The sequence below is a fragment of the Burkholderia sp. BCC1996 genome (genome assembly GCF_905339955.1).
Classification (GTDB): Bacteria; Pseudomonadota; Gammaproteobacteria; order Burkholderiales; family Burkholderiaceae; genus Burkholderia.
This window is the reverse complement of record NZ_CAJPHM010000010.1, coordinates 261,551-273,051: the sequence shown is the minus strand read 5'-3', so window position 1 is coordinate 273,051 and position 11,501 is coordinate 261,551. Positions and strand designations below refer to the sequence as shown.

The 11,501-nt window shown below is 68.6% G+C and carries 13 protein-coding genes, 1 tRNA gene and 1 pseudogene; 7 read left to right on the top strand and 8 right to left on the bottom strand.

Annotation, left to right across the window (positions count from 1 at the left end; genetic code table 11):
* Together U4Z64_RS17485 and U4Z64_RS17480 are read left to right on the top strand one after the other, a co-directional pair.
* Positions 1-151: pseudogene (locus tag U4Z64_RS17485) on the top strand (ABC transporter ATP-binding protein); the annotation flags it as partial.
* Positions 152-421: 270 nt separating this feature from the next.
* Entirely contained in the window at positions 422-1,093 is a 672-nt protein-coding gene (locus U4Z64_RS17480; protein ID WP_321820571.1) for a DUF2278 family protein, read from the top strand.
* Positions 1,094-1,114: 21 nt separating this feature from the next.
* Here U4Z64_RS17480 and U4Z64_RS17475 read toward each other — a convergent pair whose 3' ends face one another.
* From U4Z64_RS17475 to U4Z64_RS17465, 3 genes are all read right to left on the bottom strand, one after another.
* Positions 1,115-1,570 carry a GNAT family acetyltransferase gene (locus U4Z64_RS17475; protein WP_044845606.1) on the bottom strand — a complete coding sequence of 152 codons (456 nt, stop codon included), beginning with the start codon at positions 1,568-1,570 and terminating at the stop codon, positions 1,115-1,117.
* A 13-nt stretch (positions 1,571-1,583) separates the two neighbouring features.
* Positions 1,584-2,768: an acetylornithine transaminase gene (locus tag U4Z64_RS17470; RefSeq protein ID WP_321812816.1), complete on the bottom strand. Its 1,185-nt coding sequence runs from the start codon at positions 2,766-2,768 to the stop codon at positions 1,584-1,586.
* Between the two features lie 296 nt (positions 2,769-3,064).
* Positions 3,065-4,096: a CDP-6-deoxy-delta-3,4-glucoseen reductase gene (locus tag U4Z64_RS17465; RefSeq protein WP_321820570.1), complete on the bottom strand. Its 1,032-nt coding sequence runs from the start codon at positions 4,094-4,096 to the stop codon at positions 3,065-3,067.
* Between the two features lie 106 nt (positions 4,097-4,202).
* On the opposite strand from U4Z64_RS17465, the gene U4Z64_RS17460 reads away from it, so the two are divergent.
* Positions 4,203-5,240, top strand: coding sequence for an NAD-dependent epimerase/dehydratase family protein (locus U4Z64_RS17460; RefSeq protein ID WP_321820569.1), 1,038 nt, complete (start codon positions 4,203-4,205; stop codon positions 5,238-5,240).
* Here U4Z64_RS17460 and U4Z64_RS17455 read toward each other — a convergent pair.
* Positions 5,223-5,411, bottom strand: coding sequence for a hypothetical protein (locus U4Z64_RS17455; RefSeq protein WP_044845610.1), 189 nt, complete (start codon positions 5,409-5,411; stop codon positions 5,223-5,225). The genes U4Z64_RS17460 and U4Z64_RS17455 overlap by 18 nt on opposite strands.
* Before the next feature lie 105 nt (positions 5,412-5,516).
* A complete protein-coding gene (locus tag U4Z64_RS17450; RefSeq protein ID WP_044845611.1) occupies positions 5,517-6,233 on the bottom strand; it encodes a pseudouridine synthase in 717 nt (238 codons plus the stop codon).
* Positions 6,234-6,443: 210 nt separating this feature from the next.
* On the opposite strand from U4Z64_RS17450, the gene U4Z64_RS17445 reads away from it, so the two are divergent.
* From U4Z64_RS17445 to U4Z64_RS17435, 3 genes are all read left to right on the top strand, one after another.
* Positions 6,444-6,944: a DinB family protein gene (locus U4Z64_RS17445; protein ID WP_044845612.1), complete on the top strand. Its 501-nt coding sequence runs from the start codon at positions 6,444-6,446 to the stop codon at positions 6,942-6,944.
* A 192-nt stretch (positions 6,945-7,136) separates the two neighbouring features.
* A complete protein-coding gene (locus tag U4Z64_RS17440; protein ID WP_044845613.1) occupies positions 7,137-7,910 on the top strand; it encodes an SDR family oxidoreductase in 774 nt (257 codons plus the stop codon).
* A 188-nt stretch (positions 7,911-8,098) separates the two neighbouring features.
* Entirely contained in the window at positions 8,099-9,028 is a 930-nt protein-coding gene (locus U4Z64_RS17435; RefSeq protein WP_321820577.1) for a LysR family transcriptional regulator, read from the top strand.
* Between the two features lie 125 nt (positions 9,029-9,153).
* On the opposite strand, the gene U4Z64_RS17430 is transcribed toward U4Z64_RS17435, so the two are convergent.
* Positions 9,154-10,041 (bottom strand): LysR family transcriptional regulator, encoded by an 888-nt coding sequence (locus tag U4Z64_RS17430; protein WP_321820568.1) that lies wholly within the window; start codon positions 10,039-10,041, stop codon positions 9,154-9,156.
* Between the two features lie 105 nt (positions 10,042-10,146).
* Here U4Z64_RS17430 and U4Z64_RS17425 point away from each other — a divergent pair, with 105 nt between their 5' ends.
* The gene (locus U4Z64_RS17425) at positions 10,147-11,037 is read left to right on the top strand and encodes an alpha/beta hydrolase (RefSeq protein WP_321820567.1); all 891 of its coding nucleotides are present in this window, start codon (positions 10,147-10,149) and stop codon (positions 11,035-11,037) included.
* 39 nt (positions 11,038-11,076) lie between these two features.
* Here U4Z64_RS17425 and U4Z64_RS17420 read toward each other — a convergent pair whose 3' ends face one another.
* Both U4Z64_RS17420 and U4Z64_RS17415 read right to left on the bottom strand, forming a co-directional pair.
* Positions 11,077-11,247 carry a hypothetical protein gene (locus U4Z64_RS17420; protein ID WP_321820566.1) on the bottom strand — a complete coding sequence of 57 codons (171 nt, stop codon included), beginning with the start codon at positions 11,245-11,247 and terminating at the stop codon, positions 11,077-11,079.
* Between the two features lie 163 nt (positions 11,248-11,410).
* A tRNA-Leu gene (locus U4Z64_RS17415) sits at positions 11,411-11,495 on the bottom strand.
* Positions 11,496-11,501: the final 6 nt, after the last annotated feature.

The following is an 11,501-nucleotide window of genomic DNA, read 5'->3' as shown; positions in this document are numbered from 1 at the left end:
TACGGTGCTGCTGGTCGAGCAGAACGCGCGCCTCGCGCTGCAGGCAGCCGACCGTGGCTACGTGATGGATTCCGGCACGGTCACGATGGAAGGCGACGCGAAACAGATGCTCGACGATCCGAAGGTGCGGGCTGCGTATCTGGGTGAGTAAATGAGCGGGCCCGGTGCGGTGCGGCGGCGGATGCCGGCGTGCCGCGCAAGGGCTTTCGAAAGGCTGTCACGGGATACCGTGACAGCTTTTTTTTCGTGCGGCGCGCCCGGCGGCGAACTGCGCGCGCGGATGCGACTTCATGCATTCGACAGTGACGCCGACCATGCGGCGCGGGGCACGGTAGCGCGAAGGCCCTCCGAAACCGGCCGTCCACCAACCGTCACGCAGCCTGCGTAGCATGGTCGGTTCATCGGGACACGGAGAGCACCCATGAGTCTGGATTACGGTTTCGTGAAGGCGAAGGTAACGTCGGTGGCGCAGCTGAAGGGCTCGCCACACGGCAGCGAGATCCAGTATCACATCCACCTGACGCTCGCATTGCCGACCGGCGACTGGGACGTCGCGATCAACGTCGGCACCAACGACGCGGACGACCTGCTGAACTACAAGCTCGTCTACGATTTCCATCATCCGGTCACGGCGACGCTCGCGGCCGCGGCCGAAGGCTATACGGATCTCACCGGGCAAACCGCGCTGCCGGCGCTCGACTATCTGCGCAGCGACATCCTGAACGAGACGGGCGCATGGCGTGCCAGCGCGGTGATGGACGGCACCGAGAACGCGGAGCCGATCCCGTCGCTGCTGCGACTCGTCAATGCCGCGCAGTCGCAGGGGCTCGACGTCGTCGTGTTCGGCCGCACGTATAGGGAGGGCAACGGCATCCACGACACGCACATGAACCAGGGTTCGACAGGCTCGAACTACCTGCATCGCGCGGGCAACGACCACAACGATCACAACGACGTGTGGCAGGACGGCGCGTTGATCGTGCGCGTGAGCGAGTCGCAGTGGGCCGCGTATTTCGCGGCGTTCGAGCAGCAGGCCGTGCCGACCGACGCGCTCGGCAATCCGCTGCCGGACGCGGGGCCGATCACGCGCTGAACGTGGCGGCTGCCGGCGGCGTCACGCGGCCGGCAGCGTCTTGCCGAACGAGATGCGTTCCTCGACGCGATAGCCGAGCGCCGCATAGAAGCGGCATGCATCGTCGTTGCCGGGCAGCACCTGCAGGTTGATCTTCAGGCAGCCGCGCGCGGCGAGCGCGCGTTCCGCATGCGCGATCAGCGCGCGGCCGATGCCGAGCCGCCGCGCGTCGTTCGACACGCCGAACGAGTAGAGCCAGCCGCGATGTCCGTCGAACCCCGCCATCAGCGTGCCGACGACCCGCGCGCCGCGGGTCGCGACGAAGAACAGCTCCGGCTGCGTCGCGAGCTTCAGCTCGATCGAGCGCAGCGGGTCGCGGTGCGGCGGCGCGCCGGCTTCGTCGTACTGCGGGAACGCATCGCGCCACACGGCCAGCACGGCATCGGTGTCGGCGCGTTCGAACGGGCGGATCGCGACAGCATCGGCGGCGGCATCCATCGCGGCGGTTTCCTTAGAGCGTGTCGAGGATCGACCGCAGCATCGCCATCATCTGGTCGATTTCCTCGGTCGTGACGTTCAGCGCGGGCATGAAGCGCAGCAGGTTCGGGCGCGCAGCGTTCAGCAGCAGGCCGTCGGGCTGCATGTCGCGGGCCTTCTCGACGATCTGCGGGCCGATGTCCTTGCCGAGCAGCAGCGCGCGCAGCAGGCCTTCGCCGCGTTCGCCCTCGAAGCCGCGTTCCTCCGACAGTTCGAGCAGCCTGCGCTTCAGGTATTCGGCGCGCTCGCGCACGCCTTCGAGGAAGCCGGGCGCGACGAGCTGCGAGATCACCGAATAGCCGACCGCCGTCATCAGCGGGTTGCCGTTGTACGTGCCGCCCTGGTCGCCGGCCTCGAACACCGCGACGTCGGCCTTCGACAGCAGCGCGCCGAGCGGTGCACCGCCGCCGATGCCTTTCGCGAGCGTCATGACGTCCGGCTCGATGCCCGACAACTCGTACGCGAACAGCGTGCCCGCGCGGCCGCACCCACTCTGCACTTCGTCGACGATCAGCAGCAGGTCGTGCTGCTTCGTCAGCGCGCGCAGCGCCTGCATGAATTCACGCGTGGCCGGGATCACGCCGCCTTCGCCCTGGATCGGCTCGAGCATCACCGCGACGGTCTTGTCGGTGATCAACTTCTCGACCGAGTTGATGTCGTTCAGCTCGGCCTTCGGGAAGCCCGGCACCTGCGGTGCGTAGATCGTGTCCCAGCCCGGCTTGCCGCTGGCCGACATCGTCGCGAGCGTGCGGCCGTGGAAGCTGTGGTCGAACGTGATGATCTCGTACGCGCCGTTCTTGAACTTGCGGCCCCACTTGCGCGCGAGCTTGATCGCGCCTTCGTTCGCTTCCGCGCCGCTGTTCGTGAAGAACACCTTGTCGAACACGCTGTGCTGCGTGAGCAGGCCCGCGAGCTTCGCCATCGGTTCGTTGTAGAACGCGGGCGACGGGTTCAGCAGCTTCTCCGCCTGCGTCTTCAGCGCCTCGACGATGCCGTCGTTGCAGTGGCCGAGGCTGTTGACGGCCCAGCCCTGAATGAAGTCCAGATAGCGCTTGCCCGTGTGATCGTAGAGCCACGAACCCTTGCCGTGCGTAAACACGATGTCGGGGCGGTTCGTGATGTACATCAGCGAGTCGATCGGGTAATCGTTCAGGGGCATGGCAGCAGACTCCAGCGGACGTTGAAAGGAAAGCGGGCAATAAAAAAGCCACGGAAGGCCGTGGCTGGTGGGTCGAACAGCTTGTGCGTAACCGGTGAAGCGGAGGAGTAGGTTACGCGCGAGTCCGTGACGAGCCGGCGGCATCCGGGCGGAGCGGCGAGCGGCGACGTCGAAGTGCGGACAGGAAGCGGTTCATGTGCGCAAGCATAAGGCATCCCGCGCCCCACTGTAAACCGCCGCGATGCCACGGATGTGACACGGCGGCGCGCAGCGGGGCGCGCGGGCGCGCCCGGGGCTCAGACCGGATGCGCGAGATCGGCGGCGCTCGTGAACGAGTCCGCGTAGAACTCGTCGGCCGGCAGCGCGTGGTGCTGCGTGAAGTCGCGCTGTGCGGATTCGACCATCACCGGCGCGCCGCATGCGTACACCTGGTGGCCCGACAGATCGGGCAGGTCCTCGATCACCGCGCGATGGACGAAGCCGGTGCGGCCGGTCCACTGGTCGGCGTCGTCCGGCTCGGACAGCACCGGCACGTACTTGAAGTTCGGGATCTCGCGCGCCCATTGCTGGGCGAGCTCGCCGAGGTAGATGTCCTTCTTGCGGCGTGCGCCCCAGTAGAGCGTCATCGGGCGCGTGATGCCCCGGTGCTTCACGTGCTCGACGATCGCCTTGATCGGCGCGAAGCCGGTGCCCGATGCGAGCAGCACGATCGGCTTGTCGGAGTCCTCGCGCAGGAAGAACGTGCCGAGCGGGCCTTCGAAGCGCAGGATGTCGCGTTCCTTCATCGCGCCGAACACGTGGTCGGTGAACTTGCCGCCCGGCATGTGGCGGATGTGCAGCTCGATCGGGCCTTCCTCGTGCGGCGCGTTCGCCATCGAGTAGCTGCGGCGCGAGCCGTCCTTCAGGATGAACTCGACGTACTGGCCCGCGAGGTATTGCAGGCGTTCGTTGGCCGGCAGCTGCAGCTTCACGACCATCACGTCGTCGGCGCGGCGCTCGAGCGCGGCGATCCGGCACGGCAGCTTCTTCACCTGCACGCCGTCGACGCCGGCGATTTCACGCACGTCGATCTCGAGGTCGCATTGCGCCTTCGAGCAGCACAGCAGCGCGAGGCCGCGCGTGCGCTCGTCGTTGGACAGTGCCGATGCGGCGTGCGGGCCCTGTTCGATCTGGCCCGACACGATCTGGCCCTTGCAGGAGCCGCACGCGCCGTTCTTGCACCCGTACGGCAGATGGACGTTCTGGCGCAGCGCCGCCGCCAGCACGGTTTCGTCCGACTCGACCTGGAACTGCCGGCCGCTTTGCTTGAGAGTAACGTTGAATGCCATAGAACCAAATAGAACAAAATGTGGGGACCGTGCATATCGCGCACGGCAGCTACAATGCAAACCCGTTGCGCGCCGCGCAACGGTGGCTACTGATTTCGCAACCAACATGATCGCGACTCGAATCCTGCGCCGGCCGCGCGTCCTGATCGTCGGCTGCGGCGACGTCGGCCTGCGCTGCGTCGCGCAATGGCGCGATGCGCGCCGCAACCTGCGCATCGTCGCGCTGACGAGCCATCCGGGCCGCCGCGACGAACTGCGCGCGGCAGGCGCGACGCCGCTCGTCGGCGACCTCGATCGCCGGGCGACGCTCGGACGTATCGCGGGCCTCGCCCGCACGATCCTGCATCTCGCGCCGCCGCAATCCGACGGCCGCGACGATCGCCGCACCCGTGCGCTGATCGCCGCATTGTCCGTGCCTGCGCGGCGGCCGTCCGCACCGGCGGTGTCGTCGGTCGGCCGGCTCCGCACGCTGCGCGCCGCGACCCGACAGGCCGGCGTGCCGGTGCGGGAAGCGCGTATTGTACCCGACGCCCTTCGCGCGCCGACGCTCGTCTACGCCAGCACGACGGGCGTATACGGCGACTGCGGCGGCGCCCGAATCGACGAAACGCAGCCGCTGCGCCCCGCGAATCCGCGCGCGTTCCGGCGCGTCTCGGCCGAGCGTCAGCTGCGGGCGGCGACGGTGCGCGGCGCGCTGTCCGCGCGCATCGTGCGCATTCCCGGCATCTACGCGGCGAACCGGCTGCCGCTCGCGCGGCTCGAGCGCGGCACGCCGGCACTCGACGCGGCCGACGACGTCTACACGAACCACATCCACGCCGACGATCTCGCGGCGATCCTGCGTCGCGCGGCCGTGCGCGGCAAGCCGGCGCGCGCCGTGCACGCGTCGGACGACAGCGAACTGCGGATGGGAGAGTATTTCGACCGGGTCGCGCAGGTGTTCGGCCTGCCGCCGCCGCCGCGGATCAGCCGCGCGGACGCCGAGCAGCAACTCGAGCCGGCGCTCCTGTCGTTCATGCGCGAGTCGCGGCGCCTGTCCAATGCGCGGCTCAAGGCCGAATTGTGCGTGACGTTGCGCTATCCGACCGTAGACGAATTCCTTCAAACGCTCGCGCCGCGCGGCGCGTCAGGTCAGCGCCGGTAACGCCTCGATCAGCAGGAAGCACAACAGCGCGCCGATCAGCGCGCCGATCAGGTTCGGATGGTATTTGTGCTTCATGTGCATCATGGCCAGCAGCGCGCCGATCACGATGGCGCCCACGACCGCGAACGCGATCGTCACGTACGACAGTTCGAAAGAATGGTTGAAGTTCATGATGTCTCCCCTGCATTGCTGCTCGTACAGCTTGTGATTTCAGTATAGCGGGGGATCGGGCGGCCGCGACGCGGCCCGACATCGAACGATCGTGCGGATTTTCCCTTACAGGGTTTTGACGGGATTGCGCAGCGCTGAAAGGTCGTCTTCCCCGAGCCAGCGCCACGCGCCCGGCGCCAGGTCGTCCGGCAGCGTGAACCCGCCGATGCTTTCGCGGTGCAGCGCCTCGACGCGATTGCTGGCGGCCGCGACCATGCGTTTCACCTGATGATATTTGCCTTCGAGGACGGTCAGCGCGAGCGCGTGCGTGTCGCGCGCGTCGGCGGCGACCGCCGCGATCGGCTTCGGCTCGCCGTGGAGCTGCACGCCGGCGCGCAGCGCGTCCAGCTGGGCGTCGTCGAGCGGGTGGCGCACGGTGGCGACGTAGGTTTTCGGCACCTTGCGCTTCGGCGACGTGTACGCGTGCACGAACTGGCCGTCGTCGGACAGCAGCAGCAGGCCCGTCGTGTCCTGGTCGAGGCGGCCGACGCATTGCACGCCGCGTGCGACGAGCGGCGCGGGCAGCAGGCTGAACACGCTCGCGTGGTGTTGCGGCTCGCGCGAACACTCGTAGCCTGCCGGCTTGTTGAGCGCGAGATACGCGCGGGCGTGGAACGGCCACGCGGTGTCGTCGACCGTGAACACGAGGCCGTCGGTGTCGAACGACGCGTCGGGGTCGGTCGCGCTCGCGCCCGCGACGGTGACGCGGCCCGTTTCGATCAGGCCGCGGCACTGGCGGCGCGAGCCGAAGCCCTGCGTGTAGAGAATGCTTTCGAGATCCATAGCGCGCGCATTCTATCAAGCCACGCGCCGGCACCGGCACGAACCCGCCCGCGCTGGTAAGCTGCCGGAGCGCCGCGCCGCACGTTTGTTCTTCACGGAAAGTGGACGTCGCATGCAAGGAGCGTCCGGCTTCAGCGTGAAGTCGCGCCACGACGGCGGCAGGCTCGTACCCGGGCTGCCGCCGTCTCCATCCGACACGGAGTTCGCCGCATGAATCCGACGACGCTCGATGCACTCGCCGATTTCCCCCGTCAGCTCGAAGCCCATTTCGCCGCCGTGCCGGACGGCTACGCGCGCTGGACCCCCGACGACTGGAGCGGGATCCCGAGCGAGCATTTCTCGCCGCTCGGGCAGCTCTGCCACGTGCGCGACATCGAAATCGACGGCTACCACGTGCGGCTGCGGCGGATGCTCGACGAAGATCACCCGCTGCTCGTGTCGGTCGACGGCGATGCGCTCGCGCTCGAGCGCCGCTACGACGCCGCGTACGCGTCCGACGTGCTCGCGGCGATTCGCGACGCGCGGCGCGAGACGCTCGACCTCGTGTCGCGCCTCACGCCCGGGCAGTTTGCGCGCACCGGGGAGTTCGAAGGCTACGGCGCGCTGACCGTGCGCGGTCTCGTCCATTACCTGTGCAGCCACGACCAGCAGCATCTGGCCGGCATGCAGTGGCTGCTCGGCAAGATCGACGCGGCGCTGTACGCGCGCTGAACCGCACGGCCCGGCGGCCGTGCATCGTGTCGCGTCGAGCGGATTTCGTCGCGTTCGTCGGTGGGGCAGCCCACCGTTCCGGATGCCTGACTGGATCGTTTTTCTGGATAATTCATCCAGCCGTGCCCGGCTGACCGGCACGTCGCGCGTGCCTACACTCCTAGCTTCATTCAACGCAAACAGGAGTCAACCGTGGCTACTCATACGCTCGCAGACAAGGTCGTCCTGATCGCAGGCGGCGCCAAGAATCTCGGCGGGCTGATCGCCCGGGACCTGGCCGGCCACGGCGCGAAGGCGGTGGCGATTCACTACAACAGCGCGGCATCGCAGGCGCAGGCCGAAGAGACGGCCGCCGCGGTGCGCGCGGCCGGCGCGGAAGCCGCGACGTTCCAGGCCGACCTGACGACGGCCGCCGCGGTCGAGAAGCTGTTCGGCGATGCGAAGCAGCGCTTCGGCAAGATCGACATCGCGATCAATACCGTCGGCAAGGTGCTGAAGAAGCCGTTTACCGAAATCACCGAGGCCGAATATGACGAGATGTTCGCGGTGAACAGCAAGTCGGCGTTCTTCTTCATCAAGGAAGCGGGGCGGCACCTCGAGGATCACGGCAAGCTCGTCACGCTCGTGACGTCGCTGCTCGGCGCCTTCACGCCGTTCTATGCGGCCTACGAAGGATCGAAGGCGCCGGTCGAGCACTTCACGCGCGCGGCGTCGAAGGAGTACGGCGCGCGCGGCATCTCGGTGACGGCGGTCGGGCCCGGCCCGATGGATACGCCGTTCTTCTACCCGGCCGAAGGCGCCGACGCGGTCGCGTATCACAAGACGGCCGCCGCGCTGTCGCCGTTCAGCAAGACGGGCCTCACCGACATCGAGGACGTCGTGCCGTTCATCCGTCATCTCGTGACCGACGGCTGGTGGATCACCGGGCAGACGATCCTGATCAACGGCGGCTATACGACCAAGTAACCGACCCGGTAACGGGCCGTGCCGGCGGTCGTCGTGTGCGCGGCGACCCGCAATGGACCGTTTGCATGGACAATGGACGGGCGCGCGGCCACAACGCCGCGCGCCGTTTCATCTGTGCCGCCGGGATCGGCCGCGACGCGCGGCGCTTGCCGGCCGCGGTCGTCCGAACCCACGTTCTCCGCCTGCCGATGGACAAGCTGGATCAGGTCAGAATCTTCCTTCAGGTTGCCGAGATGGGCAGCTTCATCAAGGCGGCCCACGCACTCGACGTGCCGCGCGCGACCGTGTCGGCCGCCGTCCAGCAGCTCGAGACCGCGCTCGGCACGCGCCTGTTGCACCGTACGACTCGGCAGGTCCAGCTGACTGCCGACGGCGCGCTGCTGCTGGAGCGTGGCCGGCGCCTGCTCGCGGAAGCCGACGAGCTCGACCGGCTGTTCCGGCGTCGCGATCGCGACGTGATCGGGCGGCTGAACGTCGATGCGCCGAGCCGGATCGCGCGCCGCGTGATCGCCCCCGCGCTGCCGTCGCTGTTTCGCCGCTACCCGAAGCTGCAACTGTCGCTCGGCTCGACCGACCGCTCGATCGATCTCGTGCAGGAGGGTGTCGACTGCGCGATCCGGGTCGGGCGGCTCGCGGACAGCAGCCTCGTCGTGCGGCCGCTCGGGCAGTTCGCGCTGATCAATTGCGCGAGCCCCGACTACCTGCGCGAATGCGGCGTGCCCGAGTATCCCGATGCGCTTGCGCACGGGCACTGGGCGATCGGCTATGCGTCGCCGACGACCGGCCGCGAGCTCGGCTGGGAATACTGCGCGGACGGCGGGCGGCATACGCTGACGCTGCCCAGCCGCGTGATCGTCAACAACGCTGAAACCTATATCGCGAGCTGCATCGCCGGCATGGGGCTGATCCAGATTCCGCGCTTCGACGTCGTGCATCTGCTCGACAGCGGGGCGCTGGTCGAGGTGATGCCCGGCCATCGGGCCGCGCCGATGGACGTGTCGGCCGTATATCCGCATCGGCGGCATCGGTCGAGGCGGCTCAATGCGTTCGTCGAGTGGTTCGGCGAGCTGATGGCGGATGCATTGAACGACACGGGCGCGGCCGGCAGCGGCGACTGAAAGCGGCGTCGTGGCCGCAACTGCGGGCCGCCCGCCATTCGCCGGCCGGTGACGCCGATCGATCGGCGTCGGTGCGACGCGGCATGCGCGGTACGTCCGGCACGTGCGGCCATCGCGTCGCGTACTCAGGCGGCGAACTGCCGGGTGCGCCCGGTCGCCCGCACCGCGTCGATCAGCGCGGCGCAGGCGCCGTCGGGCTTCGACGCGAACGCGTAAAAGCGCGCGGCCGGCAACGCCGGCAGGCCGTCATGCGCCCCGCATGCGCGCAGGCCGTCGCGCAGCTGGCTGCGCGCGAGCGCCGTGACCGCGAAGCCGGCCAGCGCGGCCGATATGCAGCCGGCCATGCTGGCGCTTTCGAACAGCACGCGAAACGGCCGCAGCGCGGCGGCGAGCGAGGACACCGCGGCTTCCCGGTACACGCACGGCTCCGGAAACAGCGCGAGCGGCACATCGCCTTCGGTGTCGATTGCCATATCCGACGCGAACGCCCATACCAGTGGTTCTTCCCACAGCAGTTCGCCCGGCGCGTCGACCTGCCTGCATTGCTTGCCGAACACGACGTCGAGCCGGCCCAGCGTCTGCTCGCGCAGCAGTGCCGCGGTGATCCCGACCTTCAGTTCGATCGATGTGCGCGGATGACTGTCGCGAAACGTGCGCAGCACCTGCGGCAACCATGCGCCCGCGAAATCCTCCGACGCGCCGACGCGCAGCCGGCCATGCGCCGGCGCGCCGCGCAGCCTCGCGCGCACTTCGCGCTCCATGTCGACGATGTTGCGCGCGTACGCGTACAGCGTGTCGCCGGCCGGCGTGAGCGCGATGCGGCGCGTCGTGCGCGCGAGCAGCACCGTGCCGGCCGCCTGCTCGAGCCGCTTGATGTGGCCGCTGACCGCGGACGGCGTCAGCGCGAGGCGCTCCGCGGCCGGCGCGAAGCCGCGGCTGTCGACGACTTCGAGGAAGGTACGCAACAGCGCGATGTCGAGCGCGGTCGACGCGGGATCGGTCAGCGGTTCCATCGGTTGATTCACCACGATATTTGAAGAATGAGTCATGATACGCCGCGAATCGTGATGAGAGACGGGCCTACCATCGGGCATTCAGGCTGACCAACCGGAGTGCACATGACCGCTTACCGCTATGCGACGACCGCGTCGCTCGAACTCGCCTATCTCGAATGGAACCCGCGCGGCGAACGCGTGGCCGTGCTGCTGCACGGCTGGCCGGACAGCCCGGTCGGCTGGGAGGCCGTGGCTCGAACGCTGGCCGCACGCGGCTACCGCGTGCTCGCGCCCGCGCTGCGCGGTTTCGCGCCGACCCGCTTTCGCGATTCCGCGACGCCGCGCAGCGGCCGGCTCGCGGCGCTTGGCCGCGACCTGCTCGAATTCATCGACGCGCTCGGCATCGAGCGGCCCGTGCTGGTCGGGCACGACTGGGGTGCGCGCGCGGTTGCGAACGCGTGCGGGTTGCGCGACGGCGCGGCCTCGCATCTGGTGATGCTGTCGGTGGGATACGGCACGAACGACCCGGCCCAGGCGTTGTCGCTGCCGCAGGCGCGCAACTACTGGTACCACTGGTTCCTGGCGACGCCGCGCGGGGAGCAGGCGCTGCGCGACGATCGCCGGGCGTTTGCGCGCCTGATGTGGGATACGTGGTCGCCGGCCGGCTGGTACGACGCATGCGACTTCGACGCGGCCGCGACTGCCTTCGACGGCCCGGACTGGATCGACGTGGTGCTGCACTCGTACCGTTATCGCTGGGGGTTCGTCGACGGCGGGGCCGCGTATGCGGAAGACGACGCGCAACTGACACCCGCACCGGTGCTGTCGGTGCCGACGCTCGTGCTGCACGGCGGCGCGGATTCCTGCAACGGGCCCGAGACTTCGGCCGGGCGCGAGCGGTTCTTCACCGGCCGCTACGAGCGCGCCGTGCTGGACGGTGTCGGGCACTTTCCGCAGCGTGAGGCGCCGGAAGCGGTTGCGGACGCGATCGCGCGGTTCTGCGAGCAACGCTGAACGCGCGGCCGCACCTCGGTGCGCGGTCGATCGAACCGGTCACTCGGTGCGGTGCGGGATGCTGTCCGGGAACGGGTAGGGCGCATGCGGCCCTGGCCAGTCGGGCACGGGCGGCTCGCGCAGCAGGTCGCATCCGCCCAGCATGATCGACAACAGCGCGGCAAGCACGCAGCGGCGGATCGGGCTCGAAAAGAAGAAGCGCGTGGACATGAGCGGCCTCCGTGCTTGCGTGTCCTGATGCTTGGACCGCCGGGGAACGGCGTGCGTTGCGGTGTGCGTGGCGCGCGCAACAAACAAAAAACCAACAAAAAACCCGCGAAGCGGCGAGCTTGCGCGGGTTTCGACAGTGCAGCGCATTGACGCTGCGAAAGACTGGTGCCCAGGGCCGGAATCGAACCGGCACGCCTTGCGGCGGGGGATTTTGAGTCCCCTGCGTCTACCAATTTCACCACCTGGGCTTTGAT